We start from the raw sequence: 20,902 nt of genomic DNA on the forward strand, positions 1-20,902 counted from the left end.
GATTATTTTCTGCTTTGAGGCACGTCATGCCAGTGGATGGAGCGGCAGAATCCCCGATTCTGCCAATTGCGAATCAAGTTCCATCATCAGCCGGTCCAGCCCTGCCTGATCGCGGGCTTCGACTCGTGCCACTAGTTCGGCCTGGGTATTGGACGCGCGCAGCAGCCACCATCCGTCCGGGGTCGTGACCCGTGCGCCGTCCGTTTCATCGACCTGAGCGCCAGCGATGCGGAGGCGACCGACTATCTGGGCGACGATGGCGAATTTGCGCGCGTCTTCAACCGGGAATCGCAATTCGGGGGTGGTCAGCAGGACGGGCATGGCATCGTGCAGCACGGTGACGCTGTCCCCCAGCACGGCCAGCGCGCGGATCAGCCGTACTGCCGCATAAAGTCCGTCGTCAAAGCCATAATAATCATCCGCGAAGAAGATGTGGCCCGTCATCTCCCCACCCAAGGGGCTGCCGACCTGTTTCATTTTTGATTTGATCAGGCTGTGGCCGCTTTTCCACATCAGCGGTCGGCCACCCAGTTGCGCGACCTGATCGAACAGGGCCTGGCTGGCCTTTACGTCCGCGACGATGGTGGATCCGGGTATCTGCCGCAGCACGACCTGCGCAAACAGGCCCAGCAGCTGGTCGCCCCAGATTGCCCGCCCCCTGCCGTCGATTACGCCGATCCGATCGCCGTCGCCGTCAAAAGCTACTCCAAAATCGAGCTTGTTGGTGAGGACAAGCGCGCGAAGATGCTCCAGATTCTTCTCAACGGTGGGATCGGGATGATGATGGGGAAAATTACCGTCTACCTGGGTGAAGAGCGTATGGTGCTCACCCGGAAGCAGTTTGATGAGCTTTTCCACGACCGGACCCGCAACGCCGCTGCCTGCGTCCCAGCCGATGCGGCAGGCGGGACCATCGAATCCGTCGACCAGCCGCGCGACATAACGGTCCATGATATCGACGGTTTCGACCTGCCCGGTGCCGGTCGTCCAGGCTTCCGCCGCCGCAATGTCGCCCAGCCGCGCAATGTCCGCGCCAAAAAAGGGTTGATGGCCCAATACCAGCTTGAAGCCATTGTGATCGGGGGGATTATGGCTGCCGGTTACCTGAATGCCGCCATCCACATCCAGGACCGCTTCGGCATAATAGAGCATTGGCGTGGGGCCAAGGCCTATGCGCAGGACATCCACGCCGCCATCGACAAGGCCGCGCACCACTTCGGCTTCAAGCAGCGGTGAGCTTAACCGGCCATCATGGCCGAGCGCGACCCTGGACCCGCCCCCTTCCCCGACAATGGCCGCAAAGCTGCGACCCAGGGCATAGCCGTCGGCTACGCCCAGCGTATCGCCGAAGATGCCGCGCATGTCATATTCACGCAGCAATGATGGGTGGAAGCAATGAGCCATGCATCCTCCTGTGTCGGTCGATCAGGATCGTGGAGCGGAATCCCGTTCGGCAAGGCGCGCCAGCAGCAGGTCGCGCGCTGCGTTGAGCTGGGCGGCGAGCGCTTCGGTGCCGCCGCGATCCGGGTGGACGGACGCGATCAGCCTGCGATGTGCCGCCCGAATCTCTGCCGCGTCGGCATCTGGCGCGACGCCCAGCAGCGCACGGGCTTTGGCTGCGTCATCCTGACTGGAGGCTGGCGGGGATTTGACCCGGCGACGCTGTGCCTTGTCCTTTTGCCCTTCGACAAAGAAGAACAGCGCCGCGCCCAGTAGCAGAGGCGCGCCCACCACCGGTTTCCCCTTGGCCGCCATGACCGCGCCGACCAGCGCCGCGCCCAGCACCATCCCGTCCTTCATGCTCATGCGCTGCAATCGTCCCGTCCAGATGAGCCAGGCAGCCAACCCGACGAACAAAAAGGCAAACAGCCCCATCAGGCCGCGCCGAGCAGATCGACGGACGCCGTTTCCTCCCGCGCGGGCAGGGACAGGCCCGACACCATTTCGCGCAATTCCTGCCGTGCGGCGATGTGGCTGACGCCCAGTTCGCCCAGATGTCCCTTGTCCAGCAAGGTCAGGCCGGAGGGGAAAAGCTCCCGAAAGATCACGCGTTCGGACAGGCCGGGGATCACGCGGAAACCGACGCGGCGCGACAGCTCCATCAATGCGTCGCCCACGCGTTTCTTGTTGCGGGCGTCATGATGCTGCACGCGGTTGCGCAGCACCACCCAATCGATCGATACGCCGTCGGCCTTCGCCCGCGTCTTGCGTGCTTCAAAAATCAGTTCGGAATAGAAGGACAGGCGGCGAACCTTGAAGGTTTCGGCATCCACCTGGCCGATCAGGTCGAAATCGACGAAGCTGTCGTTCATCGGCGTGACCAGCGTGTTGGCGCGCGCCGCCATGTGCCGGGCGAACGGATCGTCGCGGCCCGGCGTGTCCACCACCAGGAAATCCTTGCCCTGCGCAATCGCGGCGGATTCTTCCTCCAGCGCTTCGATGCTGTCGCCCTTCAGCACGGCGAAGTCGGGCGCGGGCAGGTCTATACCGCGCCGCCGCGCTGTTTCGGCGCGGTTTTCCAGATAGCGGGTGACGGTGCGCTGGCGCGGATCAAGGTCGATCATGCCGACCCGGTGGCCCAGCGCGGTCAGTGCGATGGCCGTGTGCACCGCTGTCGTCGACTTGCCGGTTCCGCCCTTTTCATTGGCGAAAACGATGTGATGCGTGTGGGCGTTCGCCATCGGACCTAGATAACCCCGTTTTTGAAATGTCGCATGATTCTTGACCGTCTTGCCCGGCCATGCCTAGCAAGGATAACCCCTTGGTTGATGCCTTATCGGAGCCCCTCGTCCCGTGCAAACCTTCCGTGATGTTCCCGCCCTGCGATCCGCCGTCGCTGCGTTGAAAAGCGACGGGCGCGTCGCCCTGGTCCCGACCATGGGGGCGCTTCATGACGGGCATATCGCCCTGGTCGAAGAAGCCCGCCGCCAGGCAGACCATGTCGTCGTTTCGATCTTCGTCAATCCGCGCCAGTTCGGCGTGAATGAGGATCTGGATTCCTATCCCCGCAGGGAAGCCAAGGATGCGCAGATGCTCCAGGCGGCGGGCGTTGACATATTGTGGGCGCCGACGGTCGAGGTCATGTACCCGCAAGGATATGCGACCAATATCAGCCTGTCGGGCGTTACCGAAGGGCTGGATGGCGCGGCGCGTCCGGGGCATTTCGACGGGGTGGCGACCGTCGTCACCAAATTGTTCAACCAGGTCCAGCCCGACATCGCCCTGTTTGGTGAGAAGGATTATCAGCAGCTGACCGTCATCCGCCGCATGGTGCGCGACCTGGACCTGCCGGTCGAGATCATGGGCGTGGCGACGCAGCGGGCCGAGGACGGCTTGGCCCTGTCGTCGCGCAACGCCTATCTGAGCGAAGAGGAGCGGCACAACGCTCTGGCCCTGCCCCGCGCGCTGGGGGAAGCCGCGCGGCAGATGGAGAAAGGCGCGACCGTCGATGCGGCGATTGCCAAGGCGATTGCCATGCTGGCCGCGCATGGTTTTGACCCGATCGACTATGTGAGCCTGTGCGATGCGGAAACGCTGGAGCCGATGGCGGCGCTCGACCGGCCTGCGCGGCTGTTGGGCGCGGCGAAGCTGGGACGGACGCGGCTGATCGACAATATTGCAGTCAATCCGGCGGGCTGACCGACCTCAGAAGGGCTTGACGATCACCGCGACGACGATCACGGCGGCGGCGACGCCGGGTATCTCGTTCAACAGGCGCAGTCGTCTTTCGGTGAGGGGTCGCAGGCCTAGGGCGAGCTTTCTGGAATAGCTGACGATCCAGCCATGATAGGCCGACAGACCCAGGACGAAGAGCAGTTTCAGGTGGAACCAGCCGAAACTCCACGCGCCGATCTCGACCATCAGCATCAGGCCGAAGACCCAGACCAGTATCAGCGAGGGGTTGAGGATGATCTTGAGCAGCCGCCGTTCGCGGTCGATCCACTTGCGGTCCTCGTCCGATCCGACGGCGCATTGGTGATGATAGACGAAGAAGCGCGGCATCATGAACAAGCCCGCCATCAGGAAGATGACGAAGATCAGATGGGCGGCCTTCACCCACAGATAGGCAGCACCGAGATAGGGCATCAGCGATCCTTTCCCCGTTAGCGGTTTGACTGCCGGACATAGGCAATCAACGCTTCGACATGCGCGATCGGCGTGTCGGGCAGGATGCCATGGCCAAGATTGAAGATGTGCGGACGGTCGGCAAAGGCGGCCCGGATATTATCGACCGCTTCCTCTACCGCGCGTCCCCCCGCGATGAGCGCGAGCGGGTCGAGATTACCCTGAACCGGAAGCCCGGCGGGCAGGATGCGGTTGGCCCAATGGGGATCGACCGTTTCATCGACGCCCACCGCATCGACGCCGGTGCCCGCCGCATAGTCGGCCAGTTTCGCGCCCGCGCCCTTGGGAAAACCGATGATCGCAATGTCGGGATGCAGCCGCCTAAGCCGTTCCACGATTGCCCGGTTGGGTTGGATGACCCAGCGGTCGAACTGTAGCGGCGCAAGGCTGCCTGCCCAGCTGTCGAAGAGCTGCACGGCCTCTACCCCCGCATCGATCTGCCCGGAGAGATAGGTCACGGTCGCATCGACGATCGCGTCGATGATCGCGCCGAACCGGGCCGGGTCCTGATAGGCAAGCCGCCGGGCCGCGCCCTGATCCTTGCTGCCCTGGCCCGCGACCATATAGGTGGCGGTGGTCCAGGGACTGCCGGCAAAGCCCAGGAAGGTGACCTCGGGGTCCAGCGCCGCCTTCACCTGCCGCACCGTTTCATAGATTGCGTCAAAGCGGGTGAAATCGGGCTTCAACGTGGCAAGATCCGTCTGATCGAGTGTTGGCGCGAGCCGCGGCCCCTCCCCCGTTTCGAACCATAGTTTCTGGCCCATGCCATAGGGGATGATCAGGATGTCGGAAAAGAGGATGGCACCGTCAAAACCGAACCGGCGCAGCGGCTGCAACGTCACTTCCGCCGCCGCCGCACTGTCATAGACGAGTTCCAGAAACCCGCCCTTTTCAGCGCGCAAGCTGCGATATTCAGGCAGATAGCGACCCGCTTGCCGCATGAGCCACATGGGCGGCACGGTTGGGCGATCACCCTTTAGAACGGAAAGCAGCGGCTTGGGCGAAAAACCGGCTGGATGGCCCATATCAGGTCCCGACATATATACTCTTAAATTAGATTCTAGAAGGATGATGGAGATAGTAGGGCGCTTGGCAGTGGGGTTTATGCGCTGCGCCCCGATTTGCCAACAGCTTGACTCTTTAGAGGTAGTTCGACCCGGTCGATTCAAAGACTTTACCCCCATTATCCACAACCTGTGGATGAAAAAGCGGGCCTGTTGAGGGGCTGTGGATAAAAACAGGCGGATCGGAGAGAGGGAAATCAGGTCGGTTTTGTCCGCAACCTATCCCTTGCTTTATCCACAGGCTCCACACAGAGATATGCCCCATGTCGCGCATCCACCTTCATCTGTTGTCGGATTCCACCGGCGAAACGCTGGAAAACATCGCCAAGGCAGCGATTGGCGCATTCGAAAATGTGGAAGCGGTGCGCCATTTCTGGCCGATGGTCCGATCCGAGGTTCATCTGGACCGGATCATGGAGGAAATCGCCGCCAATCCCGGCCTTGTGCTGTTCACCTTGTCCAATCATCAGTTGCGGCGGCGGTTGGAGACGCGATGCCGGGCGCTGGGCCTGCCCCATGTCGCCGCGCTGGATAGCGTCACCGACGCGCTGTCCAATATTTTGGGCCAGGAAACGCGCAACCGCCCCGGCCGCAAGCATATATTGGACGAAGCCTATTTCGCCCGGATCGACGCGATCCAGTTCACCATCGCCCATGATGATGGCGTGGGCCATGAAAATTGGGAAGAGGCCGACATTGTGCTGGCGGGTGTGTCGCGCGCGTCCAAGACGCCGACGTCCATCTATCTGGCGAACAGGGGATATAAGACCGCCAATATCCCGCTGGTGCTGCAATCGCCGCCGCCCCAAAGCCTCTATTCGCTGAAGCATCCGATGGTCGTCGGCCTGACCGTCAGCCCGGAACGGCTGGTGCAGATCCGCCGCAATCGTTTGCTCTCGCTCAATCAGGCGCCGGAAACCAGCTATGTGAATATTGACAAGGTGCAGGATGAACTGGCCTTTGCCCGGCGCATGTTCGCCGATAATGGCTGGCCGGTGATCGATATGACCCGCCGGTCGATCGAGGAAGCCGCCGCCGCGATCATCAACCTGTTCAATGACCGCGTGCTGGCGGAAGGGAATGACATATGATCGTGCTGGCGTCGCAAAGTTCGAGCCGCCGGGCGCTGTTGCAAGCGGCGCAAGTGCCGTTCGAGGCGCTGTCCCCCGGCGTGGATGAAGAGGCGGCGAAGGAAGCGTTGCGCGCCGATGGGCTGGACGCGCGGGCGCTGGCCGACGCGCTGGCCGAATTGAAGGCTCTGCGCGTTTCACGGCGGGTCGCTGGCGCTCTGGTGCTGGGCTGCGATCAGACGCTGAGCCTTTCCGACGGGACGATGATCGACAAGGCGGAAGATCGCGCCGATGCCGAACGCATATTGAAGCTGTTGTCGGGGAAAGTGCATCATCTGCACAGCGCCGCCGTCATCGTGATGAATGGTGAGCCGATCTGGCGGCATGTCGAACGGGTGCGTATGACCGTGCGGCCATTGTCGGATGCTTTCATTACATCCTATCTCGACAATGAATGGGATCAGTGCCGCTGGTGCGTCGGCTGCTATCGGATCGAAGGCCCCGGCGCGCAGCTGTTCAGCCGGATTGAGGGCAGCCAGTTCGCCATTCAGGGCCTGCCCCTGCTCCCCCTGCTTGACTTTCTGCGCATACGGGGCGTTCTGCCGTCATGACTGACACGCTCCCTTATGCTGAAGTGATCGGCGACCCGATTGCCCACAGCAAATCGCCCCTGATCCACAATTTCTGGCTCGATTGCCTGGGCATCGAAGCGGAATATCGCAAGACTCATGTGACGAGCGAAGGGTTGGCCGCCTATTTTCTGGCGCGACGGGCCGACCCGGACTGGCTGGGGTGCAATGTCACCATTCCCCACAAGATTGCGGTCATGGACTTTACCGACGATCCGGGCGGTGTGCGTGAACGGATTGGCGCGATGAACACCATCGCCAGCGAAACCGGCGGGCCGTTGATCGGCACCAACACCGACGCGGGCGGATTCCTCCAGCCGCTTTTGCGCGACAAATGGAAGGGCGAAAGCGCCGTGCTGATCGGCGCTGGCGGCGCGGCCCGGGCGATCCTGTTCGCCCTGACCAGCCTGGGCGTGCCCGACATCACCATCATGGCCCGCGACGCTGCCAAGGGGCAGGCGCTGCTGGACCGGGCCGGGATCAAGGGCAAGGTCATCGGCATAACCGATGCGCTGCCGGCTGCCGACCTGCTGGTCAACAGCAGTTCGCTGGGCATGGTGGGGCAGCCGACGCTGGACCTGGACCTCGCGCCGCTGGCGCAGGGAGCGACCGTTTATGACATCGTCTATGCGCCGCTGGAGACGGCGTTGCTGAGCAGCGCGCGGGCGCGGGGCCTGAAGGTGCTGGATGGGCTGGAAATGCTGATCGGGCAGGCAGCGCTGGCGTTCGACATATTCTTTGACGCGCAGGCACCGCGTGAACGGGATGAGGAGCTGCGCGCCCTGCTCCTTGCCGCCTGACCCATGAAGATTTACGGGCTGACCGGATCGATCGGCATGGGCAAGTCAGCTGTCGCGCGCATGTTGCGACGGGAAGGCGTGCCGGTGTTCGACGCAGATGCCGAGGTGCATCGGTTGCAGGGACCCGGCGGCGAATTGATCCCGGCGATCGAGGCGCGCTTTCCCGGCACCACCGGCCCGGCGGGCGTCGACCGGGCCAGGCTGGGCGCGGCGGTGTTCGGCCATCCGCATGAATTGAAAGCACTTGAGGCGATCGTCCATCCCGTGGTGGCGCAACGGCGCATGGCGTTTCTGCGCCGTCATCGTGCGCGCGCCTTTGTCGTGCTGGACATCCCGCTCCTCTTTGAAAAGCATCATGACCGGAAGGTGGCGGGAGTCATCGTGGTCACGGCACCCGCCTGGAAACAGCGCAAGCGCGTGTTGGCGCGTCCGGGCATGACGGTCGCCAAGTTCCGCAGAATCCTGCATCTTCAGACGCCTGACGCCGAAAAGCGCCGACGTGCCGACCATGTCATCAACACCGGGACGACCTTTGCTGCCACACGCGCGCAAGTGCGTCGCTTGGTCGCTTGCCTTGAGGCAAAGACAGGCCGATAAGAGGAACCCGGCCAGAATCGGTTAAAAGAGGCCAATGCGCGAAATTATTTTCGATACCGAAACGACCGGGCTCGACCCCGCCTCAGGCGACCGCCTGGTTGAAATCGGGTGCATCGAACTGTTCAACCGTGTCCCCACAGGACGCACATTCCACGCTTATTATAATCCGCAAAGGTCGATGCCCCCGGCGGCGGAAGCCGTCCATGGGCTGTCCGATGGGTTTTTGAAGGACAAGCCGCTTTTTTCAGCCGGGGCGGAGCAATTGCTGACCTTTTTGGAGGACAGCCAGCTGGTGGCCCATAATGCCCGGTTCGATTTCGGCTTCCTCAATCATGAATTGAAGCGGTGTGGCCTGCCCGAAGTCGGCCTGCACCGGATGATCGACACCGTTGCGATCGCGCGCCAGCTTCATCCGGGCGCGAAGCACAGCCTGGACGCGCTGTGCAGCCGTTATGGCATCGACCGCAGCCATCGCATCAAGCATGGCGCGCTGCTCGACGCCGAATTGCTGGCGCAGCTCTACATCGAATTGACCGGCGGCCGTCAGATCGGCCTGGGCCTGGCACAACAGGAGGAGAAAGACGCCATTCAGGTGGAACTTGCGACCCTGATCGCGGTTCGCCCTGTTCGTCCCGCGCGCGTTTTTCAAGCGAGCGCGGCGGAACTGGAACGGCATGCGGCGTTCATCGCGACGCTCGCAAAGCCGCTCTGGCTGGAAGAAGCCTGAAGGTCGGATTGGGAAAATCCAGTCTTCTGGTTTCGTCCAACCGGGTTGCTGTCCAGCGACCTGGCAAGAATAAGGAGAAGATATATGGATATTCGTGTTTCCGGGCATCAGGTCGACACGGGCGACGCGCTCAAGCAGCATGTCTGGACTCGGCTGGAGACGATGGCTGAGAAATATTTCGCTCGCACGATTTCCGCTCATGTCACGTTCCGACCCGCTCCCCATGGAGCCTTTCATTGCGATATCGTCTGTCATGTCATGACCGGCCTGATCCTGAAGGGTTCAGGAGAGGCGCAGGAGGCCCATCCCGCTTTCGACCAGGCGGCTGAGAGGATTGAAAGGCAGCTAACCCGCTATTTGCGCCGGTTGAAGGACCGGCATCAGCAGGCCGTTGCGGCCGAGGCCCAGCGCGCCAATGGATTTGAGCTTAATGGCCTGGATGGGGCCGGCTACACGATTTTCGCAGGAGCGCAGGAAGAGGAAGAACCTGCCGACGCGCCCCTGATCGTGGCGGAGACGCGCGTGGACATTCCCGAAGCGAGCGTGTCCGATGCGGTGATGATGCTGGACCTGCGCAACACCAACGCATTGCTGTTCCGAAACGCAGGAACGGCGGCCTATAATATGGTTTATCGCCGCCAGGATGGCACGATCGGTTGGGTTGAACCAAGCGCCTGACCTGGCATGCCCGTCCCTGGGCCGCCGGTTGACCTTGGTCAGCAGGCGGCTTATGGGGCCGGGCTTCACATTTCCGAGTGACGCGCAATCTGATGAATCCGGGCGCGGCTCGGCTGTTCCGGGTTGGTCATGGTCCATTTCGCCGATATCCTCGCGCCTGACGCACTTGCCACCGACCTTTCGGTCAATGGCAAGAGGGCGCTTTTCCAGAAGTTGGGGCAGCTGGCTGCGACCGCCTATGGATTGGACCCGGTGACGGTGGCGGACGCTCTGTTCGAACGCGAACGGCTTGGCTCCACCGGCTTTGGTGGGGGAGTCGCCATCCCTCATGCTAAGATTCCGGGCCTTGAACGGATGCGCGGCGTGGTTGCGCTGCTCGACCCGGTGATGCCGTTCGATGCCGTCGATGACGCGCCGGTCGATATCGTCTTTGCCCTGTTGTCCCCGGTGGACAGCGGCGCCGAACATCTCAAGACGCTGGCCCGCGTGTCGCGTTATCTGCGGGAAGAAGGCCATGTGGCCCGGTTGCGCGGGGCCAATTCCTCAGAGGCGTTGCATGCGCTGCTGGCCGGGGGCGAGGCGCGTGACGCGGCCTGACGCGGCGGCCATTCCCAGCGGCGAAGCGGCGCATTTCCGCGCATTGGAACATCTGTATCAGTCCGCGCCGATCAACAAGCTGTTCAAGTCGGAGCTTGTCATCACGCAGGCCGGTCATTCGGTGATCGAATTCGACGTCGATGAAAGCCAGTTTCACGCCGCTGGCGCGATCCATGGCACAGTCTACTTCAAGATGCTGGACGATGCGGCCTTCTATGCCGCCAACAGCCTGGTCAGCGACCGTTTCCTGCTGACCACCGCGTTCAACCTGCTGTTCACCCGCCCCATCGGCCCGGGCCGGATTCGCGCCGAAGGGCGATGGATCAGCGGCAAGCGCCGAGTCTTTGTCGCCGAAGCGAGCCTGATCGACATGGAAGGGGAGGAAGTGGGACGCGGGACCGGGACATTCATGCGGTCGCAATTCCCGCTATCCTCCTTGCCGGGCTATGCAGCCTGACCGGCTGACCAGCGCGCTGCTGATCGGCGTGCTGGTGCGTCGGGCCGCCGCCGCTGGAGGCTTTGCCACAGTGCTGGTGAAGGGGGACGAGATAAGCGGCGTCATCCTGGTCCAGGCGGTTGAAAAGGGGCAGGAATCTGGACTTTTCGAGCGGGTTTCCGACTGGGACGGGGGCTACCGCCTGACCCGTTGTGGACCCGACCCGGCAGATGGCGGCGAAGCACTGTCCCAATATATTGAGCGTCGCCGCAAGTCGGACCCCGACCTGTGGATCATTGAACTCGATATCGCGGATGCGGAACGGTTCGCCGCTGAAACGATCTGCTGATCGTTGACTCTTTTCGCGCGGGAGGGCACTGGCCCCGCACGCTGAACGCGCAGGTTGCCGTTTTCGCCCGTGGGGGGCGGGCATGGTAAACACGCAGACGGGGGGCGGCCTGACGTCGATGCGAGTAAGGTTTTACGCGACGTCCCTGGCCAAGAACCGCACGTTTTTGAGACGTAATGAGTTACCGTTTGAAGGCCGCGATTGCCGCGGCGTTTGCCTTGTCCGCCAGTGCGGCGGTCACCGCAGCCGATATGTCGAGCGCCAGTGAAGCAGCTCCTTCGGCCCATATGCTCCCAGCTATTTCAGAGCTGAATGCAGCTCCGTCGACGGCCACCAAGCCCGACGTTATTTTCGCCGCGCCGCGCGAAGTCGCGCAGCCGCTGGCCCCCCTTTCCGACAGCGCCGATATTCAGGCGGACAATCTGGCCGCACTGGTCAGCGCCCATGGGGACGCAGAAACGCTCGATGGCGACATGAAGTGCCTTGCCGGAGCGGTTTATTTCGAATCGAAGGGCGAAAGCCTGGAAGGTCAGCTGGCCGTGGCGCGTGTCGTTATCAATCGCGCCAAGTCGGGCCGTTTCGCCAGCAGCCTGTGCGGCGTCGTCTATCAGCCCGGTCAGTTCAGCTTTGTGCGTGGCCGTGGCATGCCCGCCATCCCGACGGCGAGCCAGAGCTGGCGCCGTGCGGTGGCCATTGCCCAGATCGCCATGAAAGACGCCTGGGACAGCCAGGCGGAAGGCGCTCTCTTCTTCCACGCGCGCCGCGTGTCGCCCGGTTGGGGCAAGGCCAAGCTGGCTGCGATCGACAACCATATTTTCTATCGCTGATCCTTACGAGGCAGCCGATTTAAAAAAGGCCGGTTCGGGACATGCCGAATCGGCCTTTTCTTTTGTTCCCTTCCTGTTCTAAGATACGGCGATGACCGCACTGGCATCTTCCTCATCCGACGGCTGTTCGCCGTTGACGCACGGCACTGCGCTCGCGGTTGCGCGTGGCACTTTGCGGCTGTTTTTTCGGCACGACATGAGCGGGATATTGGAAGTGCCGCTGCCCAACGGCAGGCGGGCGGACATCATGGCGCTCGACAGCGCCGGTCGAATCACCATCGTCGAAATCAAATGCAGTCGCGCGGACCTGCTGGGCGACATGAAGTGGCCCGAATATTTCGATTTTTGCGACCGGTTCTTCTGGGCGGTTCCGGCGGGATTCGATCTGTCGCCCTTTGACAGCGAAGCGCTGTGGCCGGATCGCACCGGGCTGATCGTGGCCGATCAATATGATGCCGAACTGCTGCGCCCAGCGCCTGCCGAGCCGCTGGCGGCTGCGCGGCGCAAGGCGGAAACATTACGCTTTGCCCGGCGCGCGGCGCGGCGGCTGACCGCGATTGCCGACCCGGACCATGCGGCTGAGTTGGGGTGGTGAAGGCGGATCACCAGAGCAGCGAGCGCTAGATCGAGATCATTTCTTGGGTTTGCCGGGAGCCTGTCGATGGCGATAGCCAGCGGCGCTGCGTGTTCGGGTGTTGCGCGTGAGAAGGAAAAAGAAGGGCCCTTCGACAGGCTCAGGGCGAACGGGATGTAACTCCGCCCATATAATTGAATCGACGGCGGTTCTGATGGATCAGTAGGGGCGCTTGCCCCAATATTCGTCTGCCAGGCATCGCCCCAGCGCAGTCGATCCCTGCCGCGCTGCGGTGCGCGCCATATGTTTGCGAATTTCGTAGCTGCTCGATCCCAGCGATGAACCGAAGGTGTCGATTGCCTTGGCCACAGGATCGCGGTCAGTCGCGGTATAGGGTTTGAAGATGTTGCCGAGCGCCTGTTCCCAGGCTTTCTCCATCTGGATGCGTTTGCCTTCCATCGCCTTCCTCTTCGCGCAAGGGACAGGGTCATAAGATGGTGAGACGTGCGCGCTTGGACAAGGGGTTGGGAAGGTTTTGAGGGGAGTGTGGTTAAGCGGAATCACTTCCTCCGTTCACTGTATGCCTGCCGGCCCGAAGCGCGGCGATGGCCAACTGCTTATCGCTTCAGGCTACGCATCAGAAGAAAGAGAAGGCTTCGACAAGCTCAGCCCGAACGGGATGAGTCCGATTTAACGCTCGTTGCTCTAGCGGGCGGGAGAGCCGTTGAGACACGTCCCCCGCTATCGCCAGAATCAGAATATCGGGCCTTGGACCGGGCCCTTGGGCGCGGGCTTGCTTGTGGCGGCGCTCAACGCTTCCTCAAGCCCGGCGGTGCGGCCATCGCGCTTTGCATAGTCGCGGGCCGACATGCCTGCCAGCGTGTCGCGCCGGTCGGGATCGGCACCCTGAGCAATGAGCAGCCGGGTCAGCCCGATATCGCGCAACTGGACCGCCCGGATCAGGGGCGTTTCACCACTGCCATTGGTCTTGTCGATTTGCGCGCCATGGGCCAGCAGGGTGCGGACGCCATCTTCGAACCGGGACTGCACCGCATCCATCAAGGGCGTGTTGCCGTCCCTGTCGGCGATATTGGGATTGGCCCCCTTGCCCAGCAGGAAACCGAGCCAGGTGGCGTCCCGCCGCGCGATCACCAGATGGAGCGCGGTTTCACCGCTGGTGACATCGCGGCTGTTGATGACCGTCGAGCCGGGTTTCTGGATCAGGTCCGTCGCCTTTTGGCCGTCGGCATCCTTCACCGCCTTGAGGAAATTGTAATTGTCGGAAAACTGCGCCTGTGCAGCGACCGGAGAAAGCAGCGCCAGCGCCAGGGCGGCGGCGCGGCCCATGCCAATCCAATGCGAAAAACGTCCTGTCATCGTCCTGATAGCCCCGTTGGGATTTGCAAAAGAAGGGATAGCAGGGCATGGCTGGCGGCGCCATGAACAAAGCGCTTATCCCGCTCGCCCTGTCCCTTGCCGCCGTGGTGAGCGCCTGCAATATCGGGGGCGGAGACGCCGCCAACGGCAGCCAGAGCGCGCCGGGCGATCTGGCCGGAGCGCGGATCGGCGCGCCCTTTACCCTGACCAATCAGGACGGCGCGAAGGTCAGCTGGGACGATTTCAAGGGCAAATACCGGCTGGTCTATTTCGGTTACACCTATTGCCCCGACGTCTGCCCTGTGGACTTGCAGCGCATCATGCAGGCCTTTGGCCGGTTTGAAAAAATGGACCCCGCGCGCGCTGCCAAGGTGCAGCCGGTCTTTATCAGCCTGGACCCTGAACGTGATACGCCAGCGGTTATGAAAACCTATGTTGCCGCTTTTCATCCGCGGCTGATGGGTCTGACCGGCAGCACGGACGAAATTGCCAAGGTGGCGAAGGATTTCGTCGTGGTTTACGGCAAGGAAGAGGCCAAGGGCGCGAGCGACTATCTGGTCAGCCACAGTCGCACGCCCTATCTGTTTGGCCCGGACGGTGAACCGGTGGCGCTGGTGCCGGTGGACGACCCCGCAACGCCGGACAAGGATGAAGGCGGGCTGGACGCGGTGCTGGCCTTCCTGGAAAAATGGGTCAAGTGACAGTTGGATTTCTGGGAAAAGCCTCTTGATCAGTTGGACCGCGCACAGTGGGAAGCGCTGTGCGACGGGTGCGGCAAATGTTGCCTGCACAAGGCCGAGGATGAGGATAGCGGCCGCATCTATCCCACCAATGTCGCCTGCAAGCTGCTGGACCGCCACAGCGGGCTGTGTTCCAACTATAAGGATCGCCGCCGCTTCGTTCCCGACTGCGTCCGCCTGACGCCGCAGAAGGTGAAGACTTTAAGCTGGCTGCCGCGCACCTGCGCCTATCGGCTGCGGGAAGAGGGCCAGCCACTACCGGAATGGCATTATCTGATCAGCGGCGACCGGGAAGCGGTGCATCGCGCCCGCCAGTCGGTGCGGGGCTGGACCGTGGCCGAAGCGGATGCGGGCGACTGGGAAAATCATCTTGTCGATCGGGAAATCTGACGGCGCGATCCTGGTCGATGGCGTCAAGGTGCCGGTGCGCGTCCGCCGGTCGGCCAGGGCGAGGGCCTACCGGCTTTCACTGGACCGGACGCTGGGCGAATTGCGATTGTCCCTGCCCCTGCGCGCTGACATCAAGCGCGCCCTGGGCTGGGCGCAGGGGCATGAAGGCTGGGTTCGGACGCAATTGGCCGCGCAACCCGCCGCAGTGACGCTGGACGACGGCGAGACATTTCCGTTTGAGGGGCGCGACCTGACGATCTGCTGGACGGCGGGAACGTCGCGCAGCATCCGGGTGGAGGGCGATCAACTGATGTTGGGCGGTGCAGCCGAATCCGTGCCGCAGCGGGTGGTTCGTTGGCTCAAGGCGCGGGCGCGGGCGGTGCTGGAGGTCGATACGCTGGCGATGGCGCAGGACCATGGACTGATCGTGACGTCGGTGGGGATTGGCGATCCGCGCAGTCGATGGGCCAGTTGCTCCTCCAGCGGCGGCATTCGCTACAGTTGGCGGCTGATCCTGTGCCCGCCCGACGTTCGCCGGGCGACCGTTGCCCATGAACTGGCGCATCTGCTGCATATGGACCATAGCCCGGCCTTCCATGCGGCCCATCAGCGCATATTGGGTGAGGACCCGCGACCCGCGCGCGCCTGGCTGCGGACGCATGGATCAGCGTTGCATCGCTTCACGGACTGATCGTGGGGTTACGCCTCGGACAGGCATGGTCTTCGTCCAGGCGATGGGGAAGGCCGCAGGCACGGCAGAGGCCATGGCTGCCCGCTTTCAGGCCGTGACCCACCGCCACCCGTTCATCGAAGACATAGCATTCGCCCTGCCACCGGCTTTGGGATTCGGGCATTTCCTCAAGATAACGCAGGATGCCGCCGCGCAGATGATAGACATCGTCAAAGCCGCGCGCGCGGATCAGGGCGGTTGATTTTTCGCAGCGGATTCCCCCCGTGCAGAACATCGCGATCCGTGGCGTCCGGCCTTCGTCCCGCAGTTTTTCCGCAAAGCCATCGAACCAGGCGGGGAAATCGCGAAAGGAACGGGTGCCCGGATCGATGGCCCCGTCGAAGCTGCCGACCGACACTTCATAGGCGTTGCGCGTGTCGATGACGATGGTGTCGGGGTCGGCGATCAAGGCGTTCCATGCTTCGGGATCGAGATGGTGGCCGGCCTGGCTGGCGGGGTCCAGTTCCCCTGCGTCCAGCGTCACGATTTCGCGCTTCACCTTCACCTTCATGCGCGCAAAAGGCGCTTCCGCCCCCGTCGCATATTTGACGTCCAGTTCGGCGCAGCCGGGAAGCGTGCGGATATGCGCGATCAGGGCGGCGATGGCGTCTTCGCTGCCTGCCACGGTGCCGTTGATCCCTTCCTTTGCCAGGATCAGCGTGCCGCAGGTCTTCAGTTCGCCGCAGAGCACCCGCAATTGCTGCGCCAACTGATCAGGATCGGCAAAGGCGGCGAAACGGTACAGCGCGGCGATGGTGAAGGGCGCGGGGGTGAAGGGAGCGGGCATGTCGGCCCCATAGCCGGTCTGCCTTCTTCTTGAAAGACGCGGCGCAAGCGCGCATAGGCGGACCATGGTTCCCCTTTCGTTCGCAGGTCATGACTTTCTGGCGCTGCCTGAAGCCGCGCTCTTCTGGCCAGCGAAGCGGGCTTTGCTGGTGGCCGACCTCCATTTCGAAAAGGCGAGCTGGTTCGGGCGTTTCGGCCAGTTCCTGCCGCCCCATGACAGCCAGGCGACGCTGGACCTGATCGCCACGCTGGTCGAGCGGACCGGCGCGCAATCGGTCTGGTCGCTGGGCGACAGTTTTCATGATGCGGATGGTCCGGCGCGCTTGCCCCGAAAAGCGCGGGAGCGGCTGGCGGCGCTGACCGGGCGGGTCGACTGGCTGTGGATCACGGGCAATCATGACGTCGGCATGACGGACGTGCCCGGCGGGCGGCGGCTGGCGGAAGTGGAGATGGACGGCATCTGGTTGCGGCACGAAGCCGATCCCGCCGATGCGCGACCGGAAATTTCGGGCCATTTCCATCCAAAGCTGCGGCTGTCGCTGCGCGGGCGGCATGTGTCGCGGCGCTGCTTCGTGGGGTCGCCGTCCAAGCTGATTCTGCCTGCTTTAGGGGCACTGACCGGGGGGCTGGATGCTGGTCATGGCGAAATTCGCCGTGCGGTGGGGCCGGGCGCGACTGCCCTGGTGCCCCTTGCCGACCGGTTGCTCCGCTTTCCGCTCGCTTAGCGGATCGTTACGGAAAGCTGATTTAAACCTGTGCTATTTTAACAACGGTCATGGAGCATTCGGCCCTGCCATGAGCAATAAGGGGCAGAAAGCTTTGGCTTGCTTGTCATAACCCGACTGTGGCGGCATAATCGCACAGGTGGCAACGACGTGGAATTACCATGCGCTTCAGGAGAGAAAGGGGTCCGTCATGAACAAGAAGAATTTCTGGCTGCTGTCGGCTGGATTGGCGGCTGTGGCCGCTCCGATGTCTATCGCTCACGCACAGGAAACAGCAGAGCCGGTCGCGGTTGAGGATAACGGCGCTGTTATCATCGTCACCGCCACCCGCCGGGCAAGCCCGCTGTCGGACGTGCCGATCGCCGTGTCCGCCGTGAGCGGGCAGGCCATGCAGAATAGCGGGGCGAGCGATATTCGCAGCCTCAACCAGCTGGCCCCTTCCCTGCTGGTGTCCTCCACCGGATCGGAAGCCAATGCGTCGGCCCGCGTGCGCGGCATCGGCACCGTGGGCGACAATCCAGGGCTGGAAAGCTCGGTCGCGGTCTTTATCGACGGCGTATATCGATCCCGCACGGGCGCAGGCCTTAACGAACTGGGCGAGATTGAGCGGGTCGAAGTGCTGCGTGGTCCGCAAGGAACATTGTTCGGGCGCAATGCGTCCGCGGGCCTGATCAACGTCATCAGCAAGGCGCCTGAGTTCAAGCTGGGCGGCAAGGCCGAGGTTACCTACGGCAATTATGATTTTTGGCGGCTGGCCGGGCGTATCACCGGCCCGGTCAGCGATAGCCTGGCGCTCAGCCTGGACGGCGTGTGGTCGAAGCGGGACGGGTTTTTCGACCTGGTCGATGCGAGCGGCGACAAGGTGGGCGAAACCAACGACCGCGATCGTTACTTCGTGCGCGCGCAGGCGCTGTTCGAACCCACCGACGCGCTCTCTATCCGCCTGATCGGGGATTATACCAATCGCGATGAAAGCTGCTGCGGCGCGGCCTATATCGAAACGCGCGAACGGCTGCCCGTGGCGGGCGGCGGATACAGCACCGCCCCCTTCAATCGCATCTCGGCGATCCTGGCGGGGCAGGGCAGCGTCTTTGCATCCGACCCCTATGACCGCGAGCTGACCATCACCGAAGGGCGCAACTATGTCAGCAAGGTCAAGGATTGGGGCCTGTCGGGCGAGGTCAACTATGATCTGGACGGGGTGAAGCTGACCAGCATCACCGCCTATCGCGATTATAAGAGCCAGGATTACGGCGATTATGACTATAGCGGGGCGGACCTGCTGTATCGCGATCCGAACACCTATCGCCAGTTCAAGACCTTTACCCAGGAATTGCGCGCGCAGGGATCGGCCTTCAACGACGTGCTCGACTGGCTGGTTGGCGGCTATTATGCGAATGAAAGGCTGACGCTGGAGGACAATATCGTCTTTGGCGCGGATTATGGCCGCTTTGCCGCCTGCCGCCTGATGGCGGGCGCGGGGGCCAACAGCAATCTGACGGCGCCCCAACTGGCCGCTTGCGGCAGCGGGCTAGCCACGCAGGCGCTGATCACCGGCACGCAGGCGCAGCTTAATGCAGCGCTGACCCCGGCGGTCGGCGCGGTGCAGGCGGGAGCAATCTCGACCGGGTTGGGCAATGGACTGCGGGCGCTGGCCGCCATCCCGTCAGGGACCGGCGATGTCGGGTCGGTCTATCGTCAGAAGAGTGAGAATTGGGCGCTCTTCACGCACAATATCATCCACATCACCAAGCAGCTCGATCTGACGCTGGGCCTGCGCTACACGCATGAAAGCAAGCGGTTTTCGGCGGATCTCAACAATAATAATGCGACCTGCGCGGCGTTGCAGGCGTCGAGCCTGCCGACATTGGGGACCACTCCGGCGCTTGGATCGGCCGCCGCGCTGGCGGGCGGCATCCTGACGTTGGGTTGCCTGGGCAATGGTTCGACCAGTCTGAACGCCCTCAACCTTAACGACCGGATCAGCGATGGTGAATTTTCGGGGACGGCGGTGCTGTCCTGGAAGCCGCTGGATGAAATGCTGGTCTATGGCAGCTATTCCAAGGGCTATAAGGCGGGCGGCTATAATCTGGACCGTTTCCAGCTGGGCACGACCGGCGTCAATCCGGTTCCGGCATTCTTTTCGCCCCGCAGCAACGCCGATGTGACGAGCCTGCGCTTTGCCGCTGAAAAGGTGGATGCCTTTGAAATCGGACTGAAATATACGCAGCCGAAATGGAGCGTGAACGTCGCGGCGTTCCGGCAGGAATTCAAGAATTTCCAGCTGAACACGTTCAACGGCACCAGCTTTGTCGTCCAGAATATCAATGGTTGTGACAGCGGTCTTTCAGCAGGCCGCACCTGCGACAGCGAAGATGTGGGGCCGGGGCTGATCAGTCAGGGCGTCGAACTGGAACTGGCAGCATCGCCGGTGCGCAACGTCCGTCTGACTGGTGGATTCACCTATGCGCGGGCGAAGTTCGCCAACAGGTTGGTGGGCAGCGGCGATGGGTCGGTGCCGCTTGATCCGGCGTTGTTCCTGCTGCCGGGCCAGATCAATTCGCAAGCGCCCGAAGTTGTGACAACGGTCAGCGCTTCCTGGACGCCCGCGCTGGGGTCCAGCGGGCTGTCGGCGCTGTTCTACATCGATGGCCGCATGACCAGCGATTTCAATACCGGGTCTGACCTGTTCCCTGAAAAGGAACAGGATGGCTATGCGGTGTTCAACGCGCGCGTGGGCATTCGTGGGCCGCAGCAGCGTTGGGCGGTGGAATTCTGGGGACAGAATATCTTCAACCAGGATTATAGCCAGGTAGCATTCAGCAGCCCGCTGCAGTCGAGCAGCCCTGGAACGTCCACCACCGGCCAGTTTGCGCAGGGCGCACCGATGGCGAACCAGCTGATTTCCGCCTATCTGGCGGAACCGCGGACCTACGGCATCACCCTTCGCGGGAGTTTCTGATCATGCCTCTCCCGCTCGCCGGAACAGGGCGAGCGGGGGAAGCCCTTTCCCCGAATAGCGCGGTGCCGACGCGTATGTGAGTCGCGCCCAACATGATCGCTGTTTCGAAGTCCCCCGACATGCCCATGGACAGTTGATCGATCCCTTCATCGCGCGCGATCTTGGCGAGGAGCGCAAAATAGGGTGCCGGCTCCACATTGGCGGGGGGGACGCACATCAGGCCTGCTACCGGAATGTCGGCGTCGCGGGCGGCGCGGATCAGGGCAGGGGTTTCCGAAATGGGGCAACCGCCCTTTTGTTCTTCCGCGCCGATATTGACCTGAATGAAGCAGGGCAGGCGCTTGTCCGCTACATCCATGGCCTTGGCGAGCGCGGTGAGCAGCGAGGGGCGATCAAGCGAATGGATGACGTCAAACAGCGCAACGGCGTCCGCCGCCTTGTTGGATTGCAGTTGGCCGACGAGGTGCAGGGTGATGCCGGGCGTTTCGGCGCGCAATTGCGGCCATTTATCCTGCGCTTCCTGAACCCGATTTTCGCCGAACACGCGCTGGCCGGCGGCGATCAGCGGCTGGATGGCTGCGGCATCCTGTGTTTTGGAAACAGCGATGAGGGTGATGTCATCGGCGGTGCGGCCAGTAAGGCGGGCGGCACGGCCCATGGTATCGCGCACGGCGTTCAGGCGGTTCGCGGCTTCGATGCTGTCGGTCGTCATGGAGGCT

26 protein-coding genes are annotated in these 20,902 nt (G+C 62.7%); 17 read left to right on the forward strand and 9 right to left on the reverse strand.

Annotated elements, in window-relative coordinates:
* Positions 1 to 24 precede the first annotated feature (24 nt).
* Genes pgmG through FHS54_RS04535 form a run of 3 tightly spaced genes read right to left on the reverse strand, consistent with a single transcriptional unit; the run spans position 25 to position 2,681 of the window.
* Entirely contained in the window at positions 25 to 1,404 is a 1,380-nt protein-coding gene (gene pgmG, locus FHS54_RS04525) for a phosphoglucomutase/phosphomannomutase PgmG (protein ID WP_167302560.1), read from the reverse strand.
* 21 nt (positions 1,405 to 1,425) lie between these two features.
* Positions 1,426 to 1,875, reverse strand: coding sequence for a J domain-containing protein (locus FHS54_RS04530; protein WP_167302561.1), 450 nt, complete (start codon positions 1,873 to 1,875; stop codon positions 1,426 to 1,428).
* Positions 1,875 to 2,681, reverse strand: a complete 807-nt coding sequence (locus tag FHS54_RS04535; RefSeq protein WP_167302562.1) for a division plane positioning ATPase MipZ — start codon at positions 2,679 to 2,681, stop codon at positions 1,875 to 1,877. Before FHS54_RS04535 ends, FHS54_RS04530 begins: the two co-directional genes overlap by 1 nt.
* A 112-nt stretch (positions 2,682 to 2,793) precedes the next feature.
* Between FHS54_RS04535 and panC the strand changes: the two genes are divergently transcribed.
* Positions 2,794 to 3,639, forward strand: coding sequence for a pantoate--beta-alanine ligase (panC, locus tag FHS54_RS04540; RefSeq protein WP_167302563.1), 846 nt, complete (start codon positions 2,794 to 2,796; stop codon positions 3,637 to 3,639).
* Between the two features lie 6 nt (positions 3,640 to 3,645).
* Here panC and FHS54_RS04545 read toward each other — a convergent pair whose 3' ends face one another.
* Together FHS54_RS04545 and hemE are read right to left on the reverse strand one after the other, a co-directional pair.
* The gene (locus FHS54_RS04545; protein ID WP_167302564.1) at positions 3,646 to 4,086 is read right to left on the reverse strand and encodes a CopD family protein; all 441 of its coding nucleotides are present in this window, start codon (positions 4,084 to 4,086) and stop codon (positions 3,646 to 3,648) included.
* A gap of 17 nt (positions 4,087 to 4,103) precedes the next feature.
* A complete protein-coding gene (gene hemE, locus FHS54_RS04550) occupies positions 4,104 to 5,165 on the reverse strand; it encodes a uroporphyrinogen decarboxylase (RefSeq protein WP_167302565.1) in 1,062 nt (353 codons plus the stop codon).
* Positions 5,166 to 5,452: 287 nt separating this feature from the next.
* Between hemE and FHS54_RS04555 the strand changes: the two genes are divergently transcribed.
* The 11 genes from FHS54_RS04555 (at position 5,453) to FHS54_RS04605 (ending at position 12,494) form a co-directional block, all read left to right on the forward strand.
* A complete protein-coding gene (locus FHS54_RS04555) occupies positions 5,453 to 6,280 on the forward strand; it encodes a pyruvate, water dikinase regulatory protein (protein ID WP_167302566.1) in 828 nt (275 codons plus the stop codon).
* Positions 6,277 to 6,870, forward strand: a complete 594-nt coding sequence (locus FHS54_RS04560; RefSeq protein ID WP_167302567.1) for a Maf family protein — start codon at positions 6,277 to 6,279, stop codon at positions 6,868 to 6,870. The genes FHS54_RS04555 and FHS54_RS04560 overlap by 4 nt, the downstream gene beginning before the upstream one ends.
* The gene (aroE, locus tag FHS54_RS04565; protein WP_167302568.1) at positions 6,867 to 7,688 is read left to right on the forward strand and encodes a shikimate dehydrogenase; all 822 of its coding nucleotides are present in this window, start codon (positions 6,867 to 6,869) and stop codon (positions 7,686 to 7,688) included. Before FHS54_RS04560 ends, aroE begins: the two co-directional genes overlap by 4 nt.
* Positions 7,689 to 7,691: 3 nt before the next feature.
* Positions 7,692 to 8,285: a dephospho-CoA kinase gene (coaE, locus tag FHS54_RS04570; RefSeq protein WP_167302569.1), complete on the forward strand. Its 594-nt coding sequence runs from the start codon at positions 7,692 to 7,694 to the stop codon at positions 8,283 to 8,285.
* 34 nt (positions 8,286 to 8,319) lie between these two features.
* On the forward strand, positions 8,320 to 9,012 hold the full coding sequence (gene dnaQ, locus FHS54_RS04575) for a DNA polymerase III subunit epsilon (RefSeq protein ID WP_167302570.1): 693 nt from the start codon (positions 8,320 to 8,322) through the stop codon (positions 9,010 to 9,012).
* Between the two features lie 84 nt (positions 9,013 to 9,096).
* Positions 9,097 to 9,690, forward strand: a complete 594-nt coding sequence (hpf, locus tag FHS54_RS04580; protein WP_167302571.1) for a ribosome hibernation-promoting factor, HPF/YfiA family — start codon at positions 9,097 to 9,099, stop codon at positions 9,688 to 9,690.
* A gap of 129 nt (positions 9,691 to 9,819) precedes the next feature.
* Complete coding sequence (locus tag FHS54_RS04585) at positions 9,820 to 10,287, forward strand: PTS sugar transporter subunit IIA (RefSeq protein WP_167302572.1); 468 nt, start codon at positions 9,820 to 9,822, stop codon at positions 10,285 to 10,287.
* A complete protein-coding gene (locus FHS54_RS04590) occupies positions 10,247 to 10,744 on the forward strand; it encodes a PaaI family thioesterase (RefSeq protein ID WP_167302573.1) in 498 nt (165 codons plus the stop codon). The genes FHS54_RS04585 and FHS54_RS04590 overlap by 41 nt, the downstream gene beginning before the upstream one ends.
* Complete coding sequence (locus tag FHS54_RS04595) at positions 10,734 to 11,072, forward strand: DUF1491 family protein (protein WP_167302574.1); 339 nt, start codon at positions 10,734 to 10,736, stop codon at positions 11,070 to 11,072. The genes FHS54_RS04590 and FHS54_RS04595 overlap by 11 nt, the downstream gene beginning before the upstream one ends.
* 176 nt (positions 11,073 to 11,248) lie before the next feature.
* A complete protein-coding gene (locus FHS54_RS04600; protein ID WP_167302575.1) occupies positions 11,249 to 11,899 on the forward strand; it encodes a cell wall hydrolase in 651 nt (216 codons plus the stop codon).
* A 91-nt stretch (positions 11,900 to 11,990) separates the two neighbouring features.
* Complete coding sequence (locus FHS54_RS04605) at positions 11,991 to 12,494, forward strand: MmcB family DNA repair protein (protein ID WP_167302576.1); 504 nt, start codon at positions 11,991 to 11,993, stop codon at positions 12,492 to 12,494.
* Positions 12,495 to 12,692: 198 nt separating this feature from the next.
* Here the strand turns inward: FHS54_RS04605 and FHS54_RS04610 are convergent, their stop codons facing one another.
* Both FHS54_RS04610 and FHS54_RS04615 read right to left on the reverse strand, forming a co-directional pair.
* On the reverse strand, positions 12,693 to 12,932 hold the full coding sequence (locus FHS54_RS04610; protein ID WP_167302577.1) for a hypothetical protein: 240 nt from the start codon (positions 12,930 to 12,932) through the stop codon (positions 12,693 to 12,695).
* A 294-nt stretch (positions 12,933 to 13,226) separates the two neighbouring features.
* Positions 13,227 to 13,850: an ankyrin repeat domain-containing protein gene (locus FHS54_RS04615; RefSeq protein WP_167302578.1), complete on the reverse strand. Its 624-nt coding sequence runs from the start codon at positions 13,848 to 13,850 to the stop codon at positions 13,227 to 13,229.
* Between the two features lie 47 nt (positions 13,851 to 13,897).
* Between FHS54_RS04615 and FHS54_RS04620 the strand changes: the two genes are divergently transcribed.
* The 3 genes from FHS54_RS04620 to FHS54_RS04630 are packed head-to-tail and all read left to right on the forward strand — an operon-like array spanning position 13,898 to position 15,671.
* Positions 13,898 to 14,551, forward strand: a complete 654-nt coding sequence (locus FHS54_RS04620; RefSeq protein ID WP_208404737.1) for an SCO family protein — start codon at positions 13,898 to 13,900, stop codon at positions 14,549 to 14,551.
* Positions 14,552 to 14,554: 3 nt separating this feature from the next.
* Positions 14,555 to 14,980, forward strand: coding sequence for a YcgN family cysteine cluster protein (locus tag FHS54_RS04625; protein WP_167302580.1), 426 nt, complete (start codon positions 14,555 to 14,557; stop codon positions 14,978 to 14,980).
* Positions 14,937 to 15,671 carry a M48 family metallopeptidase gene (locus FHS54_RS04630; RefSeq protein ID WP_167302581.1) on the forward strand — a complete coding sequence of 245 codons (735 nt, stop codon included), beginning with the start codon at positions 14,937 to 14,939 and terminating at the stop codon, positions 15,669 to 15,671. The genes FHS54_RS04625 and FHS54_RS04630 overlap by 44 nt, the downstream gene beginning before the upstream one ends.
* Here the strand turns inward: FHS54_RS04630 and trhO are convergent.
* Positions 15,661 to 16,497 carry an oxygen-dependent tRNA uridine(34) hydroxylase TrhO gene (trhO, locus tag FHS54_RS04635; protein WP_167302582.1) on the reverse strand — a complete coding sequence of 279 codons (837 nt, stop codon included), beginning with the start codon at positions 16,495 to 16,497 and terminating at the stop codon, positions 15,661 to 15,663. The two genes, FHS54_RS04630 and trhO, sit on opposite strands and share 11 nt — an antisense overlap.
* A 64-nt stretch (positions 16,498 to 16,561) precedes the next feature.
* Between trhO and pdeM the strand changes: the two genes are divergently transcribed.
* Positions 16,562 to 17,221, forward strand: coding sequence for a ligase-associated DNA damage response endonuclease PdeM (gene pdeM / locus FHS54_RS04640; protein ID WP_167302583.1), 660 nt, complete (start codon positions 16,562 to 16,564; stop codon positions 17,219 to 17,221).
* A gap of 190 nt (positions 17,222 to 17,411) precedes the next feature.
* On the forward strand, positions 17,412 to 20,183 hold the full coding sequence (locus FHS54_RS04645; protein WP_167302584.1) for a TonB-dependent receptor: 2,772 nt from the start codon (positions 17,412 to 17,414) through the stop codon (positions 20,181 to 20,183).
* On the opposite strand, the gene FHS54_RS04650 is transcribed toward FHS54_RS04645, so the two are convergent.
* Positions 20,161 to 20,895 (reverse strand): YggS family pyridoxal phosphate-dependent enzyme, encoded by a 735-nt coding sequence (locus FHS54_RS04650; RefSeq protein WP_167302585.1) that lies wholly within the window; start codon positions 20,893 to 20,895, stop codon positions 20,161 to 20,163. The two genes, FHS54_RS04645 and FHS54_RS04650, sit on opposite strands and share 23 nt — an antisense overlap.
* Positions 20,896 to 20,902 lie beyond the last annotated feature (7 nt).

This window comes from Sphingobium vermicomposti (assembly GCF_011762025.1).
GTDB classification, from domain to species: domain Bacteria; phylum Pseudomonadota; class Alphaproteobacteria; order Sphingomonadales; family Sphingomonadaceae; genus Sphingobium; species Sphingobium vermicomposti.